The 26012-nt window shown below is 57.4% G+C and carries 26 protein-coding genes; 12 read left to right on the top strand and 14 right to left on the bottom strand.

What is annotated here, in order from left to right:
* Both BKP64_RS14520 and BKP64_RS14515 read right to left on the bottom strand, forming a co-directional pair.
* Positions 1 to 1035: an SPFH domain-containing protein gene (locus BKP64_RS14520; RefSeq protein ID WP_070971606.1), complete on the bottom strand. Its 1035-nt coding sequence runs from the start codon at positions 1033 to 1035 to the stop codon at positions 1 to 3.
* Positions 1036 to 1037: 2 nt separating this feature from the next.
* The gene (locus BKP64_RS14515; protein ID WP_070971603.1) at positions 1038 to 1496 is read right to left on the bottom strand and encodes an NfeD family protein; all 459 of its coding nucleotides are present in this window, start codon (positions 1494 to 1496) and stop codon (positions 1038 to 1040) included.
* Between the two features lie 256 nt (positions 1497 to 1752).
* On the opposite strand from BKP64_RS14515, the gene BKP64_RS14510 reads away from it, so the two are divergent.
* The 4 genes from BKP64_RS14510 (at position 1753) to BKP64_RS14495 (ending at position 5093) form a co-directional block, all read left to right on the top strand.
* The gene (locus BKP64_RS14510; protein WP_070971600.1) at positions 1753 to 2568 is read left to right on the top strand and encodes an SDR family NAD(P)-dependent oxidoreductase; all 816 of its coding nucleotides are present in this window, start codon (positions 1753 to 1755) and stop codon (positions 2566 to 2568) included.
* Between the two features lie 102 nt (positions 2569 to 2670).
* Positions 2671 to 3777: a GGDEF domain-containing protein gene (locus BKP64_RS14505; protein WP_070971597.1), complete on the top strand. Its 1107-nt coding sequence runs from the start codon at positions 2671 to 2673 to the stop codon at positions 3775 to 3777.
* A 51-nt stretch (positions 3778 to 3828) separates the two neighbouring features.
* Entirely contained in the window at positions 3829 to 4611 is a 783-nt protein-coding gene (locus BKP64_RS14500; protein ID WP_070971594.1) for a class II glutamine amidotransferase, read from the top strand.
* A 74-nt stretch (positions 4612 to 4685) separates the two neighbouring features.
* Complete coding sequence (locus BKP64_RS14495) at positions 4686 to 5093, top strand: NINE protein (protein WP_070971590.1); 408 nt, start codon at positions 4686 to 4688, stop codon at positions 5091 to 5093.
* Here the strand turns inward: BKP64_RS14495 and BKP64_RS14490 are convergent, their stop codons facing one another.
* From BKP64_RS14490 to BKP64_RS14465, 6 genes are all read right to left on the bottom strand, one after another.
* Positions 5094 to 6464, bottom strand: coding sequence for a WS/DGAT/MGAT family O-acyltransferase (locus BKP64_RS14490; protein WP_070971586.1), 1371 nt, complete (start codon positions 6462 to 6464; stop codon positions 5094 to 5096). It abuts the gene before it with no gap.
* A gap of 413 nt (positions 6465 to 6877) precedes the next feature.
* On the bottom strand, positions 6878 to 7570 hold the full coding sequence (locus BKP64_RS14485) for a hypothetical protein (RefSeq protein WP_070971584.1): 693 nt from the start codon (positions 7568 to 7570) through the stop codon (positions 6878 to 6880).
* Positions 7571 to 7697: 127 nt separating this feature from the next.
* Positions 7698 to 8375 (bottom strand): energy transducer TonB, encoded by a 678-nt coding sequence (locus BKP64_RS14480; protein ID WP_070971581.1) that lies wholly within the window; start codon positions 8373 to 8375, stop codon positions 7698 to 7700.
* Entirely contained in the window at positions 8372 to 8779 is a 408-nt protein-coding gene (locus tag BKP64_RS14475) for an ExbD/TolR family protein (RefSeq protein WP_083329226.1), read from the bottom strand. The genes BKP64_RS14480 and BKP64_RS14475 overlap by 4 nt, the downstream gene beginning before the upstream one ends.
* Entirely contained in the window at positions 8776 to 9207 is a 432-nt protein-coding gene (locus BKP64_RS14470; RefSeq protein WP_227515411.1) for an ExbD/TolR family protein, read from the bottom strand. The genes BKP64_RS14475 and BKP64_RS14470 overlap by 4 nt, the downstream gene beginning before the upstream one ends.
* A complete protein-coding gene (locus tag BKP64_RS14465) occupies positions 9158 to 9958 on the bottom strand; it encodes a MotA/TolQ/ExbB proton channel family protein (RefSeq protein WP_070971579.1) in 801 nt (266 codons plus the stop codon). Before BKP64_RS14465 ends, BKP64_RS14470 begins: the two co-directional genes overlap by 50 nt.
* Before the next feature lie 206 nt (positions 9959 to 10164).
* Between BKP64_RS14465 and BKP64_RS14460 the strand changes: the two genes are divergently transcribed.
* The gene (locus tag BKP64_RS14460) at positions 10165 to 12528 is read left to right on the top strand and encodes a sensor domain-containing diguanylate cyclase (protein ID WP_070971576.1); all 2364 of its coding nucleotides are present in this window, start codon (positions 10165 to 10167) and stop codon (positions 12526 to 12528) included.
* A 9-nt stretch (positions 12529 to 12537) separates the two neighbouring features.
* On the opposite strand, the gene BKP64_RS14455 is transcribed toward BKP64_RS14460, so the two are convergent.
* Together BKP64_RS14455 and BKP64_RS14450 are read right to left on the bottom strand one after the other, a co-directional pair.
* A complete protein-coding gene (locus BKP64_RS14455; RefSeq protein WP_070971574.1) occupies positions 12538 to 13299 on the bottom strand; it encodes a sulfite exporter TauE/SafE family protein in 762 nt (253 codons plus the stop codon).
* A complete protein-coding gene (locus BKP64_RS14450; protein ID WP_070971572.1) occupies positions 13290 to 14417 on the bottom strand; it encodes a transglycosylase SLT domain-containing protein in 1128 nt (375 codons plus the stop codon). The genes BKP64_RS14455 and BKP64_RS14450 overlap by 10 nt, the downstream gene beginning before the upstream one ends.
* 52 nt (positions 14418 to 14469) lie before the next feature.
* On the opposite strand from BKP64_RS14450, the gene BKP64_RS14445 reads away from it, so the two are divergent.
* Positions 14470 to 15972 (top strand): amidase, encoded by a 1503-nt coding sequence (locus tag BKP64_RS14445; RefSeq protein ID WP_070971569.1) that lies wholly within the window; start codon positions 14470 to 14472, stop codon positions 15970 to 15972.
* A gap of 114 nt (positions 15973 to 16086) precedes the next feature.
* On the top strand, positions 16087 to 16698 hold the full coding sequence (locus tag BKP64_RS14440) for a hypothetical protein (protein WP_070971567.1): 612 nt from the start codon (positions 16087 to 16089) through the stop codon (positions 16696 to 16698).
* A 10-nt stretch (positions 16699 to 16708) separates the two neighbouring features.
* On the opposite strand, the gene BKP64_RS14435 is transcribed toward BKP64_RS14440, so the two are convergent.
* Positions 16709 to 18130 (bottom strand): HDOD domain-containing protein, encoded by a 1422-nt coding sequence (locus tag BKP64_RS14435; RefSeq protein WP_227515410.1) that lies wholly within the window; start codon positions 18128 to 18130, stop codon positions 16709 to 16711.
* A gap of 190 nt (positions 18131 to 18320) precedes the next feature.
* Here BKP64_RS14435 and BKP64_RS14430 point away from each other — a divergent pair, with 190 nt between their 5' ends.
* The 3 genes from BKP64_RS14430 (at position 18321) to BKP64_RS14420 (ending at position 20960) form a co-directional block, all read left to right on the top strand.
* Positions 18321 to 19328, top strand: a complete 1008-nt coding sequence (locus BKP64_RS14430; RefSeq protein WP_070971561.1) for a methionine ABC transporter ATP-binding protein — start codon at positions 18321 to 18323, stop codon at positions 19326 to 19328.
* Positions 19328 to 19993, top strand: coding sequence for a methionine ABC transporter permease (locus BKP64_RS14425; RefSeq protein WP_070971558.1), 666 nt, complete (start codon positions 19328 to 19330; stop codon positions 19991 to 19993). Before BKP64_RS14430 ends, BKP64_RS14425 begins: the two co-directional genes overlap by 1 nt.
* 184 nt (positions 19994 to 20177) lie before the next feature.
* Complete coding sequence (locus BKP64_RS14420) at positions 20178 to 20960, top strand: MetQ/NlpA family ABC transporter substrate-binding protein (RefSeq protein ID WP_070971555.1); 783 nt, start codon at positions 20178 to 20180, stop codon at positions 20958 to 20960.
* A 95-nt stretch (positions 20961 to 21055) separates the two neighbouring features.
* Here BKP64_RS14420 and BKP64_RS14415 read toward each other — a convergent pair whose 3' ends face one another.
* Complete coding sequence (locus BKP64_RS14415; protein WP_070971552.1) at positions 21056 to 21709, bottom strand: peroxiredoxin; 654 nt, start codon at positions 21707 to 21709, stop codon at positions 21056 to 21058.
* 126 nt (positions 21710 to 21835) lie between these two features.
* Positions 21836 to 23194 carry an alanine/glycine:cation symporter family protein gene (locus BKP64_RS14410; RefSeq protein WP_070971549.1) on the bottom strand — a complete coding sequence of 453 codons (1359 nt, stop codon included), beginning with the start codon at positions 23192 to 23194 and terminating at the stop codon, positions 21836 to 21838.
* A 268-nt stretch (positions 23195 to 23462) separates the two neighbouring features.
* Here BKP64_RS14410 and BKP64_RS14405 point away from each other — a divergent pair, with 268 nt between their 5' ends.
* Both BKP64_RS14405 and fghA read left to right on the top strand, forming a co-directional pair.
* The gene (locus BKP64_RS14405; RefSeq protein WP_070971546.1) at positions 23463 to 23894 is read left to right on the top strand and encodes a CBS domain-containing protein; all 432 of its coding nucleotides are present in this window, start codon (positions 23463 to 23465) and stop codon (positions 23892 to 23894) included.
* A 27-nt stretch (positions 23895 to 23921) separates the two neighbouring features.
* Complete coding sequence (gene fghA / locus BKP64_RS14400; RefSeq protein WP_070971543.1) at positions 23922 to 24767, top strand: S-formylglutathione hydrolase; 846 nt, start codon at positions 23922 to 23924, stop codon at positions 24765 to 24767.
* A 20-nt stretch (positions 24768 to 24787) separates the two neighbouring features.
* On the opposite strand, the gene BKP64_RS14395 is transcribed toward fghA, so the two are convergent.
* Positions 24788 to 25912 (bottom strand): HD-GYP domain-containing protein, encoded by a 1125-nt coding sequence (locus BKP64_RS14395; protein ID WP_099092561.1) that lies wholly within the window; start codon positions 25910 to 25912, stop codon positions 24788 to 24790.
* Positions 25913 to 26012: the final 100 nt, after the last annotated feature.

Here is a 26012-nt window from a genome sequence, read left to right as displayed (position 1 = left end):
TCAGGCGTCGGCAGCAGAACCGACCAGGCCGCCTCTCAAACCATCCCGACGCAGTGACTGGCGGACAACGTCGTCCGGGCTGCCGGCCAGTTCCCGGAACATGCCCATGGAACCCAGAAGAGCAGAGGACTCATAGGGCACGAAGACCCGCTCACCGTCTTTCGCCATGTTCGGCAAGACTTTGATGTAGCTCTGGCCAAGCAGATAACCGATAACAGTCTGTTTGTTGTCTTCGGAGTCGCCCATGGCACTGAGTACCAGTCGAATGGATTCCTGCTCGCCCTGAGCCCGCAGAATCGCCGATTCCTTATCGCCCTGGGCATTGAGGATAGCGGATTCACGCTGGCCCTGAGCCATGGCGATGGCTGCGGATTTCTCCCCTTCGGCTTCTGTTACCGTGGCCCGCCGCTTACGCTCGGCGGCCATTTGCAGGCGCATGGCCTCCTCGACTTCCTCCGGCATGCTGATGTCCTGAACCTCGACCCGAGTGAGCTTCACACCCCACTTGGACGCCGGTTCTTCCATCTCGGCCTGGATGGCGTTATTCACTTCGCTGCGGGATTCAAACAGCTTGTCCAGTTCCATCTTGCCGACAACGGAGCGCAGGGTGGTCTTGGCGAGAACTTCCACGGCCTGGCTCATGTTGGCGACTTCATAAACCGCGCGTCGTGGATCGATGATCTGGTAGTACAGCGCACCGTTGATTTTCACCGTGACGTTATCGGTGGTAACTACCGGCTGGCCTGGAAAGTCCATGACCGTTTCTCTGCGGTCGATGCGGGTTTCATCACTGCTGACCGGATGGTATTCCTCACCCATACGAACGTAGCGGATCATGGTGATCGGACGAGGCCGTTCGATGAACGGAATGATGATGTTAACGCCGCTTTCCAGAACCCGGTTAAAGGAACCCAGGCGTTCGATCACCATGACCTCGGACTGGCGGACGATAACCAGGCCCTTGGCAATGATGAAAATGCCAATGACAACAAATACCAGACTAAGAACAAGCCCCGGCGAAATGAACGATTCCATGCTTACTGCTCCTTGTGTGTGATCGTTTCAACAACGGCAGTCGTGCCGTCGAATTCTCTGAAGATAACCTCGGTTCCTTCGGGGAGGTCCGTGGTTCCTGTGTTAAAGACGCGCAGGCGGTAAAAGTCGCCATTGACCTTGATGCCGCTGGCGCCATCAAAGTCCCGTTTCAGTGTGCGATAACGCTCGCCCTGTTCCACGCCGGTGCCGGTGGTTCCATAGGCAACGCCTTTGGGGGAAAACCGGGGACGGATCCAGCGGATGGCGACGGGAATCAGGATGCCAGAAAACACGCCCATGCCTACCAGTTGCCACTCAAAGGGCATGCCGAAGGAGGCAAGAACAGACGTGAGGGCGGCCGCCACGCCCAGGGCAAGCAGGAGCAGGACCCCGGAGGTAAGTTCGGCCAGGCTCAGGACAAGGGCCAGAATCAGCCAGAAATGCGTGAGACTCCATTCCATACGGTGTATCCATTGATCCAGGAAAGAAACGGACGGCGGGTTGCCGGTCAGCGGACATCGATTGTACCCAAATCCTGCCGCCGCGTCAGAGGGTGGCTGTAATGCCTGGGTGAAGTGTCTGTTTTAGCCATATCAAGGGGGCGGCAACTGTTAGAGTATCTGCTTTAATTAGCTGTGGCCGGAGTGCTTTGAGTCACCAATCCACTTGTCAGCGCAGGCTGTTTTCGGACGAAACGACAATAAGGGGTCTTTGACCATGAAGGATCTGAAGAACAAGGTTGCTGTTGTTACTGGCGCAGGCTCGGGCATTGGGCGTGCCCTCGCTTTGGCATTGGCGGCGCGGGGCTGTCGATTGGCACTTTCGGATGTGAATGAATCCGGGCTGGCCGAAACGATCGTTGAACTCAAGGGTTCCGACGTGAAAAGCTATCGACTGGATGTGTCAGACCGGGACGCTATCTATACCCACGCAGAGGAAGTGGCAAGCGACTTCGGGCAGGTGAACCTCGTCATTAACAATGCTGGGGTGGCGCTATCGGCCAGCGTTCGGGAAATGACCGATGATGACTTCAAGTGGATCATGGATATTGATTTCTGGGGTGTTGCGCACGGCACCCGTGCCTTCCTGCCACATCTGATTGCCTCGGGTGACGGCCATATTGTTAATATTTCCAGCGTCTTTGGATTGATTGGCGTACCCAAGCAGAGCGCTTACAACGCCGCCAAGTTTGCGGTCCGTGGTTTCACCGAATCCCTCCGTCAGGAAATGAAACTGGAGGGTCAGCCGGTGTCGGTCAGTTGTGTGCATCCCGGTGGAATACGCACCAATATCGCGAACTCCGCACGCATGGGTAAGTCTGAGAATGCAGCCGCCCAGCGGAAAGGGTTCGACAAGCTGGCGATGACCACGCCGGAAAAGGCGGCGCAGATCATTGTTAAGGGTATTCTGAAAGACGAGTCGCGGATTCTGGTGGGCCCGGATGCCTGGGGCATCGAAGCTATCAACCGGATACTGGGCTCTGCCTATCAGCCTCTCGTTGAGCGTTTCTCGAAAAAGAACCTGTATATTTGATGCAGTAAATGTGGCGGCAAGTTGCGGCTCAGTGGCCTGCTGTACATTTTACATACAGTCAAAACAGCCTATAATTGCTGCTTATCTAGGGAAAGAGCCAGCATGAATACGCCTGACCAATCGGACCTGGGGGCCACTCTGGAAGAGAGCCGCTCGGGTCTGCGAGACAGCCATCGCCGCTCGTTGATGCGGCTTCTCTTTTTCGTAACCGGTACCGCTCTGGTGGTATTCGCTTGCCTGCAGATCCTTAATGGATTCTGGTGGGTCGGCGCCGGCGAGTTGACGGCCAGTGTCATCCTCTATGTCGGGGTCTGGCGGCTGCGCAGTACCTCCTACCTGCAACAATGGGTCTATGGCTACCTTGTAACTCTGTTTTTCTTTTTTCTGGTCATCATGCTGTTGCCAGAGGCCTCAGTAGCGGCCTTTGTCTGGGTGCTGATGATGCCGGTGCTGGCCTACCTCCTGCTGGGCAAGCGCGAAGGCATGATTCTCAGTGTGCCGTTCATGCTCGTGGGCTGTGTTATCTACTATTACTATTTGGGCAGTGTTGGCAGTCCTCATGCCATGATTGATCTGCTCAATATGGTGCTTTGTGCCGCCTTGATGCTCGCATTTATCCACCTGTATCAGGTGCGCCGTGAAGAGGCGGAGCAGCGGCTGGTGGACATGGCCCAGACGGACGCGCTGACGGGACTGGCCAATCGCAATAATTTCCAGGGCACCCTGGCCCGGACTATTGCGGAATGTGAGCGAAGCGGGGCAGGTTTTGCGTTGGTGGTTATGGACATCGACCATTTCAAACTGGTCAATGACACCCTCGGACATGATGCCGGTGACTATGTTTTGCGACAGATTGGCCAGTGCCTGATCGAGCGTTTGCGTATTACGGATTTTGTCGGTCGTCTAGGCGGTGAGGAGTTCGGACTGATTCTCCGGGACGTAAAATCCGCCGATGCCTTTGAGCTGATGGATGAATTACGTCAGCGTATTTCTGAGCGTCAACTGTCTTATGGCGAGGCGAAGGTCCGGATTACAGCTTCTTTCGGTATTGCCCAGTGGCCGGAACACGGCCGTCAGGCCGAGACGCTGTTTTGTGTCGCGGATCGTTGTTTATACAGTGGTAAGCGGGCGGGTCGTAATCAGGTGGCCCGCGCTGGTGGCGGAATCAATCCCAACCAGGGTGATCTTCTGGCTGGCAGCACCGGCTGAATCCGGTACCCTTGGAACCTCACTTGCAACTCCCAGGAAGATGTCCGGTCCATGTGTGAATTACTGGCCATGAGTGCCAATACCCCCACCGATCTATGCTTCAGTTTCACCGGCCTGACCCGGCGCGGGGGCGATACCGGCCCGCACAAGGATGGATGGGGGGTCGCGTTTTACGAAGGCAAGGGTGTTCGTGCCTTCCATGATTCAGACGCCAGCGCCAACTCACGTATTGCAGAAGTAGTGCAAACCCACCCGATCAAAAGCGAGGTGGCGGTCTGCCACATACGCCAGGCCAATGTCGGAGAAATCTGTCTGGCGAATACCCACCCTTTCATGCGTGAACTATGGGGGCGTTATTGGGTATTTGCCCACAATGGCCAGATCTCGGGGTTCCGTCCCGGACAGGGGTTTTACGAACCGGTCGGAAGCACAGACAGTGAGTCACTCTTCTGCGATATCCTCAACCATCTGAGGGTCCACTGCAATCGAGATACCCCGACCGAAGAAATCATCGAACGCCTGGTAACCTTGTCACAAGCCTACGCCCGCGAAGGTGTGTTCAATCTGTTGCTCAGTAACGGCGACTGGCTGTTCACCTATTGCTCGACCAAAATGGCCAGTATTACCCGCCGGGCTCCCTTCGGGCCAGCGCGCCTGAAAGATGCCGATGTTATTGTCGACTTTGAATCGGAAACGACGCCGGACGATGTGGTCAGTGTGATTGTCACCGAACCCCTGACAACCGATGAAACCTGGGATGTTTACCGACCGGGAGAATGGCGGTTGTGGCGAAAAGGGGAAGTGATCATGAAGGGGCCGGCAGGCCCCGGATAGGTCTGGATGCCTGCCGGCTGGCAGGAAAAGACACCCGCTGCCGGATCAGAATTAGGAGCCAGAAGGAAACCATTATGGAAGCCAGATCAGACACCCACAGCAAACTCTTCGGTTACCTCCTCTGGATCTTCGGATTCCTGGGTTCCCACCGCTTCTACTACGGCAAGCCCATCACCGGCACCATCTGGTTCTTCACCCTGGGCCTGTTCTTCATCGGCTGGATCATCGACCTGTTCCTGATTCCGTCCATGGATAGGGAAGCGGATTTTCGTTTCCGCGAGGGTGAGGTCAGCTACAACATCGGTTGGCTGCTGCTGACCTTCACCGGCGTGTTCGGCCTGCATCGGATGTACATGGGTAAATGGATCAGCGGCATTATCTACCTGCTCACCGGTGGCCTGTTCCTGCTGGGTGTGCTCTATGATTTCTGGACCTTGAACGAACAGATCTCCATTCGAAATGAGGAACAGCGGTTCGGCTGATCACAGCGCTGCCGCCTGCTCAAGCTCCGCCAGGCCATCTTCGAGGTGATCGAGCATGCGCTGGAGGCTGGGCAGGGTCCGGCGGCAGCCGATAAGCCCGAACTCGACCTGATCGTTATAACTGGTCAGCGTCATATTCAGAGCCAGACGGTCCATAGCAATGGATACCGGGTACATGCCTTCAAGCTTGGCGCCGTTCCAGTAAGACGTTTCTTTTGGGCCGGGTACATTGGAGATAACCACGTTGAAAGTCTGCCATTTTGGCGCCATGCCGGTAAGAAAATTGAAAGCTGCTGGAGCCAGGGTGAGTGCGGTGTAGTTGATGATTTCATCGGATGACATTTTGGCATATCGATCTTTGGCTTCCTGTATGCCCTGATGAATCTTCCTGAGGCGTTCACTGGCGTCATTTTCATCGGTGTAGAGGTTTGCCAGGATGACGCCCACCTGATTTCCCTCGGAACTATCGTCCTTTCGCAACGACACCGGGACCATGGCGATCAAGGGCTTCTGCGGTAGGGTATCCTGATTCATCAGATAGGTGCGTAACGCGGTGGCGCACATCGTGGTGACGACATCGTTCACCGTGACACCGAAGGCCTGGCACACCTTTTTGATCCGCTCCATGCCATAGGACTGGGCGGCAAAGCGTCGAGAACCGGTAATCTTCTGGTTCAGGACGCTTGGTGGTGCATGGAAAATAGAATCATAGGTCGGATCCTTGCGAGCGCTATTGATCGTGCGTAACAGCTCCCGTGCAACCGCGGGTACCGTGCTCAGTTGTTTGCCCGACTCTCCCAGCAGGTGCGCGATATTGCGCCAGAGTGAGGAGCCGCTATCATCACAGTCATCAGGGTCGGAGCGCCTGGGCAGATCCCAGATTGGCGGCATATTGCGTTGTGCCGGATCCGTGGACAGCATGCGTTGGATCATCCGCATGGCGGAAATTCCATCCACCAAGGCATGGTGCACCTTGATGTAAACCGCAAATTGCCGCTCTCCCAGACCCTCAATCAGGTGAAACTCCCAAAGTGGCCGTTCCCGGTCCATGAGGTGCGAATGCTCGGCGGAAATAAAGGTCAGTAGCTCACGAATCCGGCCGGGGCTGGGCAGGGCCTCGAACCGGAAATGGTGTTCCAGATCCAGGTGCTCGTCGTGCACCCACACCGGTTGTGCCAGACGGGTGTCGAGGCGCCGGTCAAACGGCGGCGTCACATGAGTGTGCTGGCGGAGTTGCTCAGCCAGCCGGGCAACATAGTCATCCGGGGCATCGTGCGGAAACGAGAACAGCTGCAACCCGCCCACGTGCATGGGTTGCTGGCGCTTTTCCAGCCAAAGGAACAGCTGATCGGTGGGGCTGAGAGGCTTCACAGAGGCATCCTTGTTCTTGATGTTTTCTCTGATCTTAGACTAGTTACCGCTCTCACGTGATCGTCGAAAAATCAAAAAAAGCCGGAGCATCTCGTCCCGGAAGGGAGTTGATAGTCCGGCGCCAATGCCAACAACAATGATCTGATGGTCCAGCCAGGTCCTTGGCCGGTCGTTCATCCTTGATTAATGCTTTGCGATCTTCATGCCAGCTTTTAGTGTCTTTTAAAATCAATAACATGAGATTTTCTTGTAATGAGAGGAGATAAGGAAAGCCTGATTGGACGCCCTGTGCTGGGGCGGTTTGCACGACTTTGATGCCTTTTATTGACGGGAAAATTTCTGAGCGAATTGTCAGATAATGCGGTGGATGAAGCCTGACCGAAGCAGGTGACTGGCCCGTCCCGATCGCGCTGTCAGTTGACTCTTCGTAGCATCTGGATCGGAACCCGGTAACGCGCGCTTCGGGCATGCCCCGTTGCCCTGACGGTACAGGTCTTGCGGTTGACCCGGAGAATGTTGCCGCGGACCTCCCGGGGGCCCGAGCCAAAGGCGACGGCCTCGCCCACCTGCCAGTGGGATCGCTCCACCACCGGATCCGGTAATTCGAACGCGACATCGGACAAGGCCACTCCAGCCCCGGCGGCCCGGTCAGCCAGTGCCTGCCGGGTTGCATCGGCGCCACCGCTCTCGTACAACCCATCCAGAATGCCGTAGAAGTGCCGGTTATGCACCGAGCCCCGGAATCGTTGCCCGGCGCTCTGCTGCAGCAGATGGGCAAATTCATGGCAGCAGGTGTGTGCCAGCAGGTTGAGTGGGCTCAATTGCCCGCCGAAATACCCCCGACGCCGGATTTCCCGACTGGATAGCCAGCCACTGGCGGTGTCGGGCTGGTGCTTGGCCTCAATCATTCGCACACCGTAGGTGATGAGGTGTTGCTGTTGCTGCGGGTCAAAGCGATGGTAAGTGGCCTGGCCAGAACCCACCCGACAGATCAGGAAACTGCCCGGAGTCCGGTCCCGGACCCAGCCAGCGGCAGGTCGCCAGAGCACATCAACGGTGGTGTCGCACATCAGTTGGCCGACTTGCCGGGCCTGGGCACTTTTCATCAAGCGGGTACTTCATTCAATGGCATTGGACTCCATGATACCCGTTGCCTGTGTCGGGGTAAAAATCAAAGCGGCCAGCCCGGGGCGAGTTTCAGCCATAGGGCCTGAGCCGTGCTGAGCAAGCGCCTTATCGCAGTTGAAATCGGACTGGCAGGGCATATCTGAAGTGAAGGCCCGTCATCTCAGCCGGCACGGCCGGCAGCGGTGCTGCCTGTTGCAGCATGTCCAGGGCGGCTTCATCCAACAAGCGGTGCCCTGAGCTGGTCTCAAGGTGATGCTCGATCAGTGAGCCGTTGCGGCGAAAACTGAACACAACCACGGGTAAACCTTCCTGCCCCAGCCTTCTGGCCCGCCTGGGGTAGTCGTAAAAGCCGCTGAGGTGCCGGCTTAGGCGGGTCAGATAGTTGTCGACCATGTCGGAGTGTCCCGCGTTCAGCTCCACCCGTTGGCTGTGGGGTGGTAGGGCCGTGTCGGAAGCGGCTGTGTCCGGCGCCGGTTCTGGTGATGGCTCCGGTGCTTCCTTCATTGGTTCGGGTTTGGGTTCGGGGGCCTGAGCCGGGGCAATTTCTGGCTCTGGCTCTGGCGCAGCTGGGGGTTGGGGCGAAGGCGCCGGTTCCACCCCAGAGGTTGGAGCAGGTTGTGGGGCCAGCTTGATCCTGATCGCGGCCATGTTATCGGTAGTCGTGTCGCTTGAGGGTGCCAGCAACGTTAGCTGGTCCGGGCTCGCCAACAGGGCTGTCAGTAAGGTGAGTGAGATGGCGGTTAGCAACAGGCCGGCGCGTACGAGACCGGGTGAAGCTGTCATGATGATGGCTCTGTCAGCAGTATTATGTCGGTGTAGCCGCTGCTCGCCAGTACCCGAAACAGAGTTTCCAGTTGCGCCATGGATATAGCGCCTGCGGCGGCAACCTTCAGGGGCTGCCCGGATTGCGCCCCGGGTAGCCTGCCGGGCAGGGTTTCGCGCGTCAGTGTCTCGCCAGCTACCTGCCAGTCGCCGCTGGCCGTCACCAGCAGATCGGCATAGGGTTGTTGGGACTGGCTGGCACCGGTAGAAGGTAGCTCTGGTAGCGGTTCGTCGGCAAGCTGGCCGGCGACGATAAAGAACATGAGCAACAGGAACACCAGGTTGATCAGCGGAAGCAGAGCATCCTCCACGCGACTCATTAGAGTTTTGCCAGAGGTTGATGGTGGGGGAACCATATCGGTCATGGTGTCTCTTGGGTGGTTCGTTTCCAGTGGGTTTTAATACCGGCGTTGTTGAGCCGGCCGAGAGTCCGGGTGAAATGTTTAAGCCCGGTTTCTGGCCGGGTGCTCAGGCTAACCTCGGATATGCCGGCCGAAGTCAGTTCGATGACCAGCACCTGCAACGTCCGGGGCTGGCTCCGCCAGAGTACGTTGCCATCCGGGATGACAGTCAGTTCAGGGATCGGGTGGTCGGTGAGGAAGCTACGCCCCGGATGGGTGTTGCCGAGTTCCAGAAAGCTGACCGGCAGCAACCTGCTGGTGAGCATGAAGAACACCAGCAGGATAAACACCACGTCTATCAGTGGTGTAAGACGAATGGGGATCGGCCGGCCAGGGCGGGGCTCAACCAGTTGCATGCGCCAGCCCTTGCCTGTCATACCGGGCGGTTTCATTCGCAGTTCCAGGGTCTTCCTGAACACTATTCGTCTGGGGAGAGACGCTGGATGGAGGCTCCGATACAAACGCCTCCTCCGAGTCTGCTACGCTCAATACGGTGATCAGCGTATAGTTAACGGTTTGGTGAATACGTCGTAATCGGAACTCGATCCAGGCTGCAATCGCGGCAAAGGGGATGGCGATCACCAGGCCTGCGGCGGTCGTGGTCAGAGCTTCATAAATACCACCACTGAGCTGTGTGGCGTTGGCTCGGCCCTCAGCTGCGGCCATGGTGCTGAACGCCTCAATCATGCCCATTACGGTTCCCAGTAACCCCAGTAAAGGAGCAAGGGCTGCGATTACCTCAATAATTTTCAGTGGTGCCTCGAAGGGTTCCAGCGCTTGCTGAGCGTCAAGGGCAACCGTCTTGCGAATTTGCTCTCGGTCCCGCCTTTGCTGGCAGGCCAGCATGGTACTGGTAACAAGGCGAAGTAACGGGTTCAGGCGGCCATATGTACCCACCCGTAACTGCAGCTCCCGGGGGTTCACTCTGGCCGGCGTTTGTTGCCAGATCGTCATAATTTTTTTAAGTCTGCTGGTCAGGCGGGGTGCGTAAAAAATCCCAAGCAGCATCAGATAGACGAAGGTGATAACGCCGGTCATTGCGATCACGACGAGGGCCATCATTACCGGCCCGCCCATAGCGAACAAACGGGAAACCAGGTGACCGAGCGGCTCAGTTGTGTGGAGCAGGGCAATATCTGGCATGGATGTGCACTCGCTAATGAGAACTAGATCTAAATGATATACATTCGCAGTAAGTTTTCAAGGTGTAACCTGAAATTGCCGAAAGCTCTGGTAAAATTCAGTCAACGAGTTGTGATTAAAACATCGTGCTAACAGTGGCTGAACAGCGAACAACGGAGTATCTCTATCTGCCGTAACACCCCAGTACACGGAGCCGGAACGCGGTGATGATCAAACGCTGGTTTGGAAGCCTTGTTAATCGGGCAGTGGCTCTGGTTGTCGTTGCTATCGTGCTTTCGGCATTGATGGTCACCATTGCCGGTTCCCTGCTCAGTCAGGGCGAGCTTGAGCAGCAGGCGGAAATTCAGGTTGAAACCATTGCCCGGCTGGTGGCGGGGGAACTGGACGACAAACTGGCCCTGAGGCTGGAGGCGCTTAATCACGTTGCCGAAAGCTTCACCATGGACGAAACGGCGTTCAGTGCCCGGGCAAAGATCCTCATTCGCCAGCAAATTGCTCTCCAGCACCTCTTTGATGGTCTCTACCTGATCGGCGCGAGTGGTCAGGTTCTGGCCGAGTATCCTGAAGCCTTCCGACAGACCGGCCTCGATATCAGCCATCGAGGCTATTTCCGGGACGTTTCCCAGCGTTTGACGCCGGTGATCAGCGAGCCCTATGCCGCCAACTATGAGGAAAGCCCGACGATCATGATCGCAGCGCCGGTTTTCGATCATCGGCAAAAGTTCATCGGCATGATCGGCGGCGCCATTCTCCTCAAGGGCGAGAACTTCATGGAAGAGTTCGCCAGTATCCATGTCGGCAAGACTGGGTATCTGAGCGTTGCCACCCGGAGCGGGGTCGCGCTGGCCCATGGTCGAACGGGCGAAGTTATGGTGCCAGTGAGGGTGGAGAATCCTGTGCTGCGGGATGCCATGGAGGGTTTTGAGGGTACGCGGCCAACCCGCAATGACAGTGGCGATAAAACCATCATGTCGGTGCAGCAGATGGCCCAGGTGCCATGGTTTGTAGCAGCGGAGTGGCCAGCCCGGGAGGCCTTTGCCCCGATTACCCGCATGGCGGACGCGTTCGTCTGGACACTGCTCGGTGTCATTGCCCTGTTTGCACCCCTGGCGTTGTGGAGATTCCGCCGCCTGATGGCACCACTGCAGACACTGGGTGTGCAAATCAATGAGCGTCACCTGGGGATTCGAAACAATCCTGTCGATGTGTCCGGAGGCCGGGAAATCCGTCAGGTCGCGCAAATCTTCAACACGGTGATGGACGAACGGGACGAAGTGCTGGGATCACTGGCGGAACGAGAGGCCTTTTTCCGTTCACTGACCCAGAGTGCTCCAATCGGCATCGTTCAGACCGATGTTCTGGGGCGAATCGATTTTGTGAACCCGGCATTCGAAAACCTCATCGGGCGCCCGGCTTCAGAGCTTCAACATACTTACCTGATCGCCGGGGTTTACGAGCCGGATCGCGAGGTTGTTCTGGCTGGTTGGAAGCAGGCTCTGAAGAACAATGAAGTCTTCCGGGGGCGGTTCCGGATTCCGAGTCGTGGCGACCGTGAGTTGATCTGGGGGGATGTCATGACATCGGTGATCGAGACGCAGGACAAGGCGCTGGGAAGTATCACCGTGGTGCGTGATATTTCCCGCGAACTGGAAGTGGAAGAAGCGCTGAGGGAAGAGCAGTTGCGTGCGGAAAACATTCTGGGAGTGCTCCAGGAAGGGGTTCTGATGGTGGATGTGCAGGGCCGGATTCGTTACGCCAACCACGCGGCCTGTCAGTTCCTTGGCGCAGAGGGTGACTGTGCCAGGCAGAATTTCTTTGATCTGGTGGTGATTCTGGCCAACGAGAAGGTCCTGTCCCTCACCGAGTTTCTGGACGGTGAAAATGTTGACAGTCTTTACGCCACATTACGCAATCAGAATGGCCGGATATTTGATATCGATCTGACCATGCTGCATATCCGTCAGGGCAGACACAACGAGCGCATGGTGTTTGTGATCAGGGATGACAGCGAACGCCGGCGCGAGGAACAGCGACTGTCCTGGGAGGCAACCCATGACAGTCTTACCCAGTTGCTCAATCGCCGGGCGTTCAGCGCCTCCCTGGTCAAATGCATGGGTGAAGTGTCGCATCAGTCTGCTCGATCGGTGCTGATGTTGATTGATCTGGACTATTTCAAGCCAGTGAACGATGAAGGCGGTCACCTGCTCGGGGACGATTTGCTGAAACGCCTGGCGGACCTCTTCAAGGATGCGGTGCGGCAGTCCGACACCGTTGCACGGCTGGGTGGTGATGAATTCGGAATTATTCTTCCTGCCTGTGGTCTTGAACGAGCCGAGGCTCTGGCAGAGAGCATTCGAGCCCGCGTTGAGGGTTTGCGGATAGAGCGGGATGGTCGGAGTTTCGGCGTTACTGCCAGCATTGGCCTTACCGGGCTCACCTCCAGTGACAGTGGCCCAAGAGAGGTGATGTCCCGTGCTGACGAAGGCTCGTACATTGCCAAATCCCGTGGTCGCAATGCGGTTGTCGTGGTTCCTGCGCCGCCCGACGACCCGGAACCCGCCGTGTCCTGATTGTCAGGCTCACCCGCCAGCGGCGCTCCCAGCCTGCCAGAGCAATCGCAGCGCCAGGAGTGTCAGAACCAGGTTAAAGGCCTGATGAAACCATCGGTTGCTCAGTGAGTTGAGAACATGAAGCCCGAGCCAGGTGCCGGCAAAGCCGCTGACGATCATGGCCAGTATGAACGGCAGCCAGTCCGGAAAGACAAAACCCGCTACGCTGAAGACCAATGCCTTGGGGGCGTGCTGCAGGGTCATGGCGGTGGCAAAGGTGGCGACTGTGGTGAACCGGTCTGCGTGAATCTGCTTGATGAAGGCCGCCACCAGCGGGCCTGTGGCACCGACAAAAAGGCTGACGAAGCTGGTTAGTGTTGCGGCCAGAAAGATTCCAGCCTTGCCCAGGGATGCCTTTGGCAGCGGCGGTCCCCAACACAGACAAAGCACAAAAAGGGCGATGGTCAGTTGCCAGACCGGCGCGGGTAAATCAATCAGCAGCCAGGCGCCGAGAGTCGCGCCGGCGACCACGCCGGGTGCAAATACAGCAATCACTTTCCAGTCCACTTTTTTTCGGGTCAGGAAGGCGCGGCCGCTGTTAGAGCCCAGCTGGATCATGCCATGGACCGGAATAATGGCGGCTGGCGGCATCCAGTTGGCCATTAACACCAGCAAGAGCACACCGCCACCGGCGCCGAGGCTGGCGGTGATCATGGAGGTCAGGGTGGAGCAGGCCAGCAGAAAGAGAGCGACAGGCAGGCTAAGGCTCTCGGGTAACAGGGTTAATTCCATTTACAGAATTCCGTTGTACTTAACCGAGGTGACCGGCACAGAGCTTCTGTGGCCAGTTGAACATCGGCCACGTAGTAAAGCGATGCCAGCCCGAGGCGATCTCGCCCCAGATTATGGAAGACCATGCCAAAGGCAATGTCGCCTGCGGAAAAGCGTTCCTGGTGTTCCGCAAAGTACGCCGCCGGCCGGGACAGGTTCTCGTCATCCAGCAGGGCTTGTACGCGACCCGCTCCGCCATGGTAGGCCTGCACCAGCAAAAGCGTGAATAAGCGATCGCGCTTGGCCTGCGGGAGGTGGCCGAAACGTTGCTCGAAAGCCGGGCGCAGGTTGCGGGCATTCTGGTTCATAAGCTTGAATGCGCAGTCGATTTGGGCCAGTCGGTGCCAGTAATTGCGAGGTTTTATCTGGCAGTCGGACAGTGCCGATGGTGACAGCTGGAGAATACCCCGGGCGTTGGCCTCCGAGTGTGCCCTGGCCTGGCCGCCACTCTCAATCAGGATTTGCCCGGCGAGGTAGCGAGGCAAGGCCTCAGGAAGCTCCAGCCGGTTCTGGCTCATCCGTCGCTGGTAAACATACATGAGTGCTTCGTGCAGAGCTCCCGGCCGTTCAGTGCTGCCGAACGACAGATCATCCCAGTCTCCCCAGATCCGGTCTGCCGGTATGGTGCCCAGATAGCGAGCAACAGCTTCATCGAGGTTTACGTGGGGTTGGTCGCAGGCCAGGGCGAACGGGTAGCCCGTTTCTCCCTCTTGCCCCGGAACCCAGGTTTCGACGGTTTTCTTTTCGTGCAGGGATTGCCGGGTGGTGTTGAGCAGGGCCTGGGTGTCGTCGCGATCGGCCCCGTCGGAAATCCAGGCGAGAAATTGTCCCCGCATGTCGAACAGGATGTGGCGGTCCGTGTCATCGCAATAACCGCCTTCCCTGAGGACCCAGTCCCGGATGGTGAGGATGTTGCTGTAAACGCCCTGGCTGACCCAATAGGGCGAGGACCGGATGACTTGCATCCAGTCGTTTCCGGATGGCTGAGAACCGGTGTCCGCCCGGACATGATTCAGAACCGAACCGGTCAGGATGAAAAACAGGGCGAGCTGGCGTAAGCTCTTGAGTCTACAGTTCATACACGTTCAATCCGTGACCTTCCTGATAACACAATAACAAACGGAACCGATCATGAAACAATCCGAATACCTGCGATACGACGCCACGGCACTGGCCGACCTCATTCAGCGGGGAGATGTGACCTCCCGGGAAGTCTGCGAAGCCGCTGTGGAACGGGCAACTTCTGTCAACGGTACTCTGAATGCCATTTGTTATCCCCAGTTTTCCGAAGCGCTGGCCCAGGAGTTTCCGAAACAGTCAGAATTCGCAGGCGTGCCACTGTTGCTGAAGGATCTGGCCCAGGAACAGGCGGGCCACCCCTGTACCTATGGCAGCCGAGGGCTGACGAAGAACGTTGCGCCCCGGAATTCTGAGTTTGTCCGTCGCGCAAGTGAGGGTGGACTGGTATTTCTGGGGCGCACCGCGACGCCGGAATTCGGCCTCAAGGCTGTCACGGAGTCGGAACTGTGGGGACCGTCCCGCAACCCGTGGAATACCGAACTGACGCCGGGCGGATCAAGTGGCGGCTCCGGGGCTGCCGTGGCGGCGGGTATTGTACCGATGGCAGGTGCCAATGATGGCGGTGGCTCTATTCGTATCCCGGCGGCCTACTGTGGTCTCTTTGGCATCAAGCCTTCCCGGGGGCGCATTTCCAGCGGTCCGTTCATGGGTGAAGCCTGGACCGGCGCTTCGACCGACCACGTAGTCACCCGCACTGTCAGGGACAGCGCCAGGATGCTGGATGTCCTGAGCGGACCTGCGTGCGGAGATCCCTTTCAAATCGGGGCGCCGGGAGGCAAATACTCCGAGCTGATGCAGCAAGCGCCGGGCACGCTGAAAATTGGTGTATTCACCTCCTCACCCTATGACACCGACGTCGCGCCGGAGTGTGTGGCGGCCGTGGAATCCACGGCCCGGATACTTGAGAACCTGGGGCACAAGGTCGAATATGCCCGTCCGGAGTTTGATGGCATGGCTCTGGCTCGCTGCTACCTCGGGCTGTACTTTGGGGAGGTGTCCGCGCTCATGGCGAAGGCCAAAGAACAGTTTGGTGCCCGAGATGAGGATTTTGAACTCGATACCCGGCTGATTGGCATGCTGGGCAATACCATGCCGCTGCCCGATTATGTCCGGCGCCGGCAGCAGTGGAACGACTTTGCGCGGGCGCTGGGCGCGTTTTTTGAACGCTACGATCTGTACCTCTGTCCCACCACCGGCCAGTTGCCGGCCCGTATTGGTGAACTGGATACCCCCGCCCACCTCAAAATGATGGCCAAGATCATGCTGACCCTAAGGGCCGGAAAACTGGTGCACCGCACGGGCCAGGTGGATCAGATGGTCATAGAAAGCCTGGCCCGGACCCCGTTCACTCAGTTGGCCAATCTCACCGGTACCCCGGCCATGTCGGTGCCAATGCACTGGACGGCATCGGGCTTACCGGTGGGTGTGCAGTTCGGGGCCGGTCACGGGCGTGAAGAAAGGTTGCTTCAGCTGGCGGCCCAACTGGAGGAGGCAAACCCGTGGTTCGGCCAGTATGAGCACCTCGACAAGATAACTGACGCCGGGGGGTTGTGATCCGCTTGTCGAAACTCCACGTTTATCTTTGAGTGCCGAACAGGCTATGCTGTTACTCAGGGGGAGCAACTTCTCCCTGACAGACCCTGATGGCATCGAGGAGGCGAGCGTATTATGAACCAACCGATGGCAATCGATGAACTGGTATCAGTAGCACAGGCCGAGGCCATGGGGGAGCTTGATGCCCCGATGATGGCGATTGTCCTGTCCAGCGAGCAAAGCTACGACTTGCCCATCAATTCTCTTGAAACCGATGCCGACAAGGCCCGCTGGGGGTTGATCCTCCGCGCCGCCCGTGAGCATGTGGAGGCAGATGCCGTGGCGGTGTTGTACCCGGCCTGGACCACCATTCGCCACAAGAAGCCTGCAGCCGAGGCTGAAAGTGCCACAGTTGAGGTCCCTGAGGAACCCGAAGACGGCGATAACGGCCCCATAGACACCCTGTTTGTTCAGCTCCACACACGGGAGCACGTGTATTGGCGCGGTTTCGAGCAGATTCGTGATCCCAAACACCAGCGTATCATCGGCTTCCGACGCATCAAGGCGCTGTCTACGGATTATAAGCGGGACGAGGCGCCGTCTGTCGCCTCCTGGCTTAGCACCCTGTTTGAGCCGCTGCCGGATGAAGGTGAAGAAACCGCCATTGATCGGGAACTGGCAGACCTGCTGGAGGAACCGGAGGTGAGCGCCGCATTGTACCCCCGTCAGATGAGAGCACTGCACTGATCGGTTTTCGTCACGACGATGCGATCAGGTTGAGGCACAGCTGGGCGTTCTGGATAAAATGTCCGAACGCCGTCAGCTGCTGTTCCGATGGCACATAGTCGCCGGCAGCATTGTCGGCGTAAAACAGGCCAATCAGGCGACCGTTAGCCCTGAGAGGGCCGACCAGCGCAGGCACCCGGCCCAGCCAGCGGTCGTAGGGAACGGCTTCGGCATTGGGTTTTGGCTGGTACACGGAACAGCTGGCATGGGGCAGGAGACTGCCCAGAGGACCGGTGCCGTCCCGGCTGATCGCAAAGTTGTCCCGCCACTCATCCGTGCCGCGACCGCTGAGCTTGCGAGGAACCAGCTCCCGCCCGCTTCGATCATTCATTAACAGGGCAACCCGCTGCATGCCGATGGCCCGCTGAATGCCTTCGATCACCAACTGACAGATCTCGTTGATGTCCGGCTTTTCAGCAAGACTCTGGGTCAGGTCACGGAGAATCTGTAATTGAAGCTCCGGGTCCATATCCGGTGCCTTGCGGACCGCACTTCCGTTGTCTTGCTGATTGCCGGGCATCAATGCAGTAACTTGCGGAATCCCTAGGGAAACCGCCACCCGGGTTGCCTCGGTGGCATTGACTTTGACTTGGTCACGCACTGCCGCGGGCGTTTCACCAATATCCTTGCCAAGCCGTTCAAGTACCTTGTCCATGTCGTCGCCGCGCCATCCGTTTTCCGACAGCCGTGCCATTTCCACGGAGTTTCGGACCAGGCTGGCTGCGGGAGAATTGGCTTGCCCTGGCGAAACGACATCGCTGATAAACGGTCCCAATGACCAGGCATCCACAAGGCCCCGGGTGATTTCCGTGAAAGTCGTGTGCAGAACCGCTTTCTGGGCTTCCACTGGAGGCTCTTCCAGTCGGAGTCTCTGTTCCAGCTCGGTGGCCTGTTCGGTCTCGCAGGACCAGAACGCCAGCTCCCCGATATTCATCAGCAAGGCGCCGATAAACACTTCTTCGAGCGCCGTTTCATTGCGTTTTGGCATCAGGCAGCGGGCCTGAACGGCGGCGTGAATGGCACGGGCCAGGCAGCGCAGAAGATGTGGCCGATCGTTTCGTTGCAACAGGGAGTCGACGATCAGGGATGAAATGGCCATGGATTTCACCGCATCGAACCCGATCAGGGTAATGGCACGGCTCACGGTGCTGACCTGGGTTCGGGTCTGGTTATAGAACACGGTGTTGGACAGTCGCAGCACCTGAGACGTGAGCTGGGCATCATTGAGAATCACGTTGGCGAGTTCATTGACCGTACTATTGCGGCTGTCGGTCAGTTCACTGATGCGCCTGAGTGTGTTGGCCAGTACTGGCAGTTCCACTTTGCTCAGGTAGGCAACCCATGCCTGGGTTGAATTCATCCGTGAAGGCGTAGTGTCGGTTGGGGTGGTCAATTGAATAGCCTCAGGGTAGCCCGGCTCGGGAAATTTAAGATGCGTGTAACAAGCGAGTTTAGTGCACATCCGGAGACGGTGTCAGGTAACCATTTGTGTAAGGGCAACTACCAAGCCGGTCAGTTCGGGTTTGGACCCTGAATGAGCTATAATCGCCCGCTTTTAACGCTGCACCCACAAGGCGCTGACCGTGATTGTATTTGACCAGGTACAGAAGTCGTATCAGGTAGGTGGCCGGGCGATCCCCGCGCTGCATCCGACCGATATGACCATAGAAACCGGCGAGGTGTTCGGTATCGTCGGCCACTCCGGCGCGGGCAAATCCACGCTGGTACGTCTGATCAATCTGCTTGAACCGCCCACCGGTGGTCGCATACTGATCGACGACGAGAATATTACCGATTACAGCGCTGCGGAATTGCGCGCATTCCGCCGCAAAGTCGGGATGATTTTCCAGCATTTCAACCTGCTGTCATCCAAGACCGTTACCGATAATATTGCCTTCCCGATGAAACTCGCTGGCATCTATTCCAAAGCCGAGATCCGGGATCGGGTGCAGGAATTGTTGGCGCGGGTAAGCCTGAGTGATCATGCCGACAAATACCCGTCCCAGCTTTCCGGGGGCCAGAAACAGCGGGTCGGAATTGCCCGGGCGCTGGCCTGTCGTCCGACCATTCTGTTGTGCGATGAAGCCACCAGTGCACTTGATCCCCAAACAACCCAATCAGTGCTCAGACTGCTGGCGGACATTAACCGGGAACTGGGTCTGACGATTGTGTTGATCACCCATGAAATGGATGTGGTGCGACGTGTCTGCGACCGGGTCGCGGTTATGGATGCCGGCCGTGTGGTCGAAATGGGGCCGGTCAGTGATGTGTTCCTGCACCCCACGCATCCGACTACCCGGGACTTCGTGTTCGAGAGCGAGAGCATCGACGGTGAGGAACTGCAGGAAGACTTCCAGAAGGCTGATGGCCGTATCATGCGCCTGACCTTCAAGGGCGATGCGACGTATAAACCATTGCTTGGCAGTGTAGCCCGCCAGTCCGGCGTGGATTTCAGTATTCTCTCCGGCCGTATCGACCACATCAAAGATACGCCCTATGGCCAGCTGACACTCTCGCTGGTGGGTGGTGACCTGGCGGTTGCCATGCAGGCGCTGGAAGCGGCCGACGTTCATGTGGAGGTGCTGCGCTGATGGAAGCCCTTTTGAGCAATGTAGACTGGAGCGAGATTGGCTGGGCGAGCTGGGACACACTGATCATGGTAGGCATGTCCCTGCTGTTCAGTGTGCTGATCGGCTTGCCTGTCGGCGTGCTGCTGTTTCTGTTTGGCAAGCGTCAGCTGCTTGAGCAGCCGGTGGCGTATGCGGTGCTGTCGTTCGTGGTGAACGTGCTGCGGTCGGTGCCTTTTATCATCCTGTTGATTGTGATGATTCCGTTCACCGTCATGCTGATCGGTACTTCTCTTGGCGTTGCCGGTGCCATTCCTCCCCTGGTGGCGGGCGGGGCGCCCTTTTTCGCTCGGCTGGTGGAAACCTCTCTGAGGGAAGTGGATCGCGGCATCATCGAAGCGACGCAGGCCATGGGCGCGAGCGTGAAACAGATCATTTTCGGAGCCTTGTTGCCAGAGGCCCTGCCGGGCATCATCGCCGGTATTACCGTAACAGCCATCACCCTGGTGTCGTACGCGGCCATGTCCGGCGTTATCGGCGGCGGTGGCCTGGGTGACCTGGCGATCCGCTTCGGGTATCAACGATTCCAGACCGACGTCATGGTGATTACAGTCGCCTTACTGGTTATTTTCGTACAGGTATTGCAGATGGTCGGTGACCGTCTGGTTTTGTATTTCAGCCGCAAATAACCACAGCTTTATGTAGGCGCGCGGTTGGAAACACCTTCCGAAAACGTGGAGCGCCAGGGATGGCGCGACCGAGCCCTACAGGGATGTATTTATGGGCGTTTTTCGGAAGGTGTTTCCAACCGTGGGCCGTACTCCCCGACATTGAATTCACATCGTCCAAGATGTTTAACAGGAGAACTGATTTATGAATCTGAAGAAAACAGTCGTGGCACTGGCCGCCGCAGCAACCTTTTCTGGCACTGTCGCTGCAGAAGAGCTGTCCGTTGCAGCAACCCCGGTTCCCCATGCGGAGATTCTGGAATTCGTGAAGCCACAGCTGGCCGAACAGGGTGTGGAGCTGGATGTGAAGGTATTCACGGATTATATCCAGCCCAACATTCAGGTGGATCAGAAGCGGATGGACGCCAACTTCTTCCAGCACAAGCCGTATCTGGATGAGTTCAATGCAGGTCGCGGTACCAACCTGGTTACTGTCACCGGTGTTCACGTCGAGCCGTTTGGTGCTTATTCGAGCAAGATTGATTCTCTGGACGAACTTGAAGAGGGCGCTGTTGTTGCCATCCCGAATGATCCGACCAATGGTGGCCGTGCCCTTCTGTTGCTCCAGAAAGCAGGCCTGATCAAACTTGAGGATGCCAGCAAAATCACCGCGACTCCCCGCGATATCGCTGAGAACCCGAAAGATCTGGACTTCAAGGAGCTGGAAGCGGCAACCCTGCCCCGGATCCTGAACCAGGTGGATGTAGCATTGATCAATACCAACTATGCGCTGGAAGCGGGTCTGAACCCGACCGAAGACGCGCTGGTAATAGAAGGTTCTGACTCCCCGTACGTGAACATCCTGGTTGCCCGCCCGGACAACAAGGATAGCGAAGCCATGCAGAAGCTGGCAGCAGCACTGAATTCCGAGGCAGTGAAGGACTTTATCCTGAAGAACTATGAGGGTGCCGTTGTTCCGGCATACTGATGAAGTCCGGCCCCGGGGCCGGACCGCTGTGACAAAAAAAAGGCCGGGCAGCTTCGCTGCCCGGCCTTTTCAGTATTTGTGGCTAGTTAAAGCACTCAGTCACCGCTCCAGTTGGACTTCGGATCCGGCGTCATGCGCAGGTAAGACTTCACCGTCTTGTAACCCTGCGGGAACCGCTGCTTGATCTCTTCTTCGTCCTGTAGCGAGGGCACGATGACCACGTCGCCACCACGTTCCCAGTTGCCCGGCGTGGCGACTTTGTGCTCGTCCGTCAGCTGCAGGGAATCGATGACCCGAAGCACTTCGTTGAAGTTGCGGCCGGTGCTGGCCGGATAGGTGATGATCAGGCGCACCTTCTTGTTCGGATCAATCACGAACAGGGAGCGAACCGTCAGACTACTGTCAGCGTTGGGGTGGATCATGTCATAGAGTTCGGACACTTTCCGGTCCTGATCGGCAATGATTGGAAAATTGACCGAGCAGCCCTGGGTCTCCTCAATGTCCTTGATCCACTCCTTATGGGAATCGACCGGGTCCACGCTCAGGGCGATGGCTTTGACATTGCGCTTGGCGAACTGATCCTTGAGCTTGGCAGTCAGGCCCAGCTCTGTTGTGCATACCGGTGTGAAGTCTGCCGGATGCGAGAACAGTACGCCCCAGCTGTCACCCAGCCAGTCGTAAAACGATATCCTGCCTTCATTGGAGTCCTGTTCGAAATCCGGTGCGGTATCTCCCAGACGTAAACTCATAGTCGTTCTCCTTTTGATGCTACTCCAAAATTCCTGTCTGACCGGCATGATCAATGGCCGGAACGTTTTACTGAGTCTATACCACAAACGTGGGTCGTGTTCGCCCGGAATACAAGGGCCTGTTTCTCAGTCACTGACCTTCTGTTTTTCAAAGTGCTCTCTGGTCAGTTTGAAAACCACCGGGCCTAGCAACAGCAGAGCCACCAGGTTGGGCAGTGCCATCATGGCGTTCAGTGTGTCTGCCACCAGCCAGACGAAGCCGAGATTCAGAGTGGCGCCGACGGGGATGGCGATAATCCAGGCGATCCGATAGGGCAGGATGGCCTTCACGCCAAACAGAAACTCAATGCAACGTTCACCATAAAAGGACCAGCCCAGAATAGTTGTAAAAGCGAAAACCGCCAGCGCAATCGCGACAAGGTAATTACCGACGCCCGGCAGCGCTTCGGCAAAGGCCATGGAGGTCAGTTCCGCACCGGAGATCCCGGCGGTCCAGGTGCCCGAGGTGATGATCACCAAACCGGTGATGGTGCATAAGATGATAGTGTCAATGAAGGTGCCCAGCATGGCCACCATGCCCTGACTGATCGGGTTTCTGGTTTGTGCCGCTGCATGGGCAATGGGTGCGGACCCGAGGCCCGCCTCGTTGGAGAAGATTCCGCGGGCAACGCCGAAACGTATGGCGGCCCAGACTGCGGCACCGGCAAAGCCGCCTTCTGCGGCGATCGGGCTGAAAGCATGTTCAAATACCATGGCAAGGGCCTGGGGAATGGCGGCAGCATTGATGCTTAGAACCAGAAGCCCGGCCAGCAGGTACGATATCGCCATGATCGGCACCAGCGCACTGGCAACGTGACCAATCCGGCGGATACCGCCTATCAGAACCGCACCGACCAGTACCATCAGGATGAGCCCGGTAACCCAGTTTGGCAGGCCGAAGCTGGCTTCCATCACGTCAGCGACTGAATTGGCCTGTACGGTATTACCGATACCGAATCCGGCAATAGCCGCGAAAATGGCGAACAGCACGCCCAGCCACGCCCACTTGCGGCCAAGCCCATTGCGGATGTAATACATCGGTCCTCCCACATGGGCGCCGCGCTCATCCACTTCCCGGAACTGAACTGCGAGCACGGCTTCCGAGTATTTCGTGGCCATTCCCACCAGCGCCGTCAGCCACATCCAGAACAACGCGCCGGGCCCGCCAAGGAACACCGCCGTTGCAACCCCGGCAATGTTGCCGGTTCCGACCGTTGCGGACAGCGCCGTCATCAGAGCCTGGAACGGGGGAATCTCACCCTCGGATTCGGCGCCCTCGGCCTTGCGGCCCTGCCACATCAGCCGAAAGCCCGCTCCCAGTTTCAACACAGGCATCAGTTTCAGCCCCAGGCTTAGAAACAACCCCACGCCGAGGATGAGAACCAGCATGGGTGGGCCCCATACCAGTGAATTGATCTGGCTGACAAAGGATGAGATGGCGTCCATGGGGTCTCCCGGAGTTTTCGGTTGCGCCCTTGTGAGGCATAACTGACGGATTCTAATAAATATTGTTCACCTGTAAACCATTGGCTACCGGATCGATGCGCCGCAGGTGAGACATTCGGGCCTCGGGAAACGGGAAACTGATCCGGATCATAACCCGTGCAAAGAGCCGTTTTTAGGTTTTCATTTATCTTATGCATTGCCTATGTTTATAGGCAAAGGCCCCGTTTTCGGGGCAGTATGAAGATAACCAACGGGGAGAGGGCTGCCCATGCGTTCAGTGAAGGTTTCTGATGTTATGTGGAATCACATCGAGCCGGTTCGGTGTGGAACGCCACTGACCAGTGTTGTTAAAACACTCTTGCACAATCACGTGTCCGGCTTGCCGGTTGTCGATGATCACCGCCGTGTACTCGGTTTCGTGTCGGAGCAGGATTGCATCCATTCCTTGTTGGTCAGCAGTTATCACTGCGAGGGTGACCCTATCGTGGACGATGTCATGTTTCGGGAACCGGTCACTATCTCTCCGGAGATGTCGGTGGTGGATCTGGCCCAAAACCTCGGCGCCGGGAAGCCGAAAGTGTACCCTGTGGTGGATCATGGCAAACTGATTGGCATTGTTACACGCAGTGCCATTCTGTCCGAACTGGCGCGTGTCGGTTGCGGGGTTGAACTGCCCAGATACGCCGACGCCGAGGACTGACTTCACTTCTTGTGAACCGAGGATATTATGGAACTCTTATCCACGAACGTGAGTTTCGACGGCGAACACCGTCGATATCGTCACCATTCCGCGACCCTGGAATGTGACATGGAGTTTGCGGTCTACCTGCCACCGTCAGCTGTGGGCCGGAATCCGCGAAAAGTGCCGGCCCTTTACTGGTTGTCAGGGCTTACCTGTACCGACCAGAACTTTATGCAGAAGGCTGGTGCACAAAAACAGGCAGCGAAACTGGGTCTGGCCCTTATTTGTCCGGACACCAGTCCGCGCGGCCTTAATCTGCCGGGTGAAGACGACAGTTACGATTTTGGTTCCGGCGCAGGTTTTTATATCAATGCGACGCAACAGCCGTGGGCACCCCATTACCGGATGTACGATTATGTAGTAAAGGAGCTGCCTCAGCTGGTCGAGAGTGAATTGCCAGTGACAGAGAAGCGCTCTGTGAGCGGTCATTCCATGGGCGGTCACGGCGCACTGATCTGTGCGCTCAAGAATCCCGGCCTTTATGCTTCAGTGTCTGCGTTTGCGCCGATTGCCAATCCCACCGAATGCCCATGGGGGCAGAAAGCGTTCAAAGGCTACCTCGGAGACGACACCCGGGCCTGGGAAGAATGGGACGCCACCCTGTTGATTCCGACCGCGCGTGAGCGGCTGCCGATACTGATTGACCAGGGTACAGCGGATGAGTTTCTGGATAGCCAGCTCAATCCGGACGCGTTGGCTGATGCCTGTGAAAAGTTCCACCATCACATTAATCTTCGAATGCACCGGGGCTATGATCACAGCTATTTCTTTATCGCATCATTTATCGACGAACACCTGAATCATCATGCGGAGGCGCTGGAGCTGCGGTAATCCCGCTGGAATTTCACGGGTCAGGAGCGATAATTCCAGATCAGGCTGAAATCCATGGAGGGCATGACTTCGGGCTCTTCGAGAGCCTGTATGTTGAACTCTGGCACACTGCAGTCTCTCTCGAATGTTCCGCTGTAACGGTTGCCCCCGGGGCCCAAAATCGCTTTCGCGAACGGGCCGAAGGCACGGACTGGCCGCCTTGTTATCACTGCGACCTCGTTGTTGTCCAGTCGCACCAGAGTCCCCGGCGGGTATTCGCCAAGTACCTGTAACAAGGCCTTCGGAATTGCGGGTCGGAATTTGCCATCTGCCAGGGTGGCGATCATCTTCCTGGCGTCCGTCACATTCATGCGGTTTCGATAAGCCCGCTTGGTAATCATGGCGACATAGCGTTCAGACAGCGCCAGAATTTCCGCTTCTGGCCGGATGCCCGTCCCGCTCAGCCCCTCGGGGTAGCCGCTACCATCAGCCTGTTCGTGATGCTGGGCGATGATCGTGAGCATGAGCTTATTGTCGATGCCGGCAGCCCGCAGGGCCTGAATGCTGCGTTCAGGGTGCTTCCGGATGACGCCTCGCTGTTCCGGGGTTAGCACTTTGTTGGAAGCGTTCAACTGGTTGGCAACAGGAGCGAGGGCGAGATTGGCCGTGAGTGCGGCAGCGGTCAGTACGCTGATGCGTGATTCGTCCAGGCCGAACTGCCGGGCTATGAACTGGCAGAGGATTGCATAAAACAGAATCTGCTCATGAATGGTGGGTCCCAGGGAATACAGATGCACCAGGGCAAGGCTGGCATCCGGGGATTCCATGCAGGTTCGTTCTATTATTCGGGTCAGCCCCATTAGCTGCTTCTGGGCAGAGGGGTCGGCGTTGGTGATGGCGTTAAGAGTTGCCTCAAGTGCCTGGAGCAGGTCCGGGTAGTCGGCAAAGGGGTTTCGTTCCCGGTTGTCCTCGACGATTTCTTCCTGAGGCCGTTCAATCTTCCGGGGTTTGAAACGCCCCCGTTCAAACAGCTGCTCCAGCTGGGAATTGGTCTGAATCACATAGCCCTGACGTAGCAGCACATTGCCGTCAGCGTCGTAGACGTTCCACGGCAGGGGGCGGCCCAACTCAAGGGCACCGGGTGCGATTCGTACAAGGTTGTTCAAATGCGGACGTCCTGATGTCAGATTCATTCTTGGACAAGTGTAACCTTGAATGACCTGTTCTCTCTATATTCCCGTGGCAGGCGGTGAGTCTTTTACCTTA

The organism is Marinobacter salinus (assembly GCF_001854125.1).
In the GTDB taxonomy this organism is placed as follows: Bacteria; Pseudomonadota; Gammaproteobacteria; order Pseudomonadales; family Oleiphilaceae; genus Marinobacter; species Marinobacter salinus.
The sequence above is the reverse complement of the archived record's forward strand: the minus strand, read 5'-3'. Positions and strand labels throughout refer to the sequence as shown.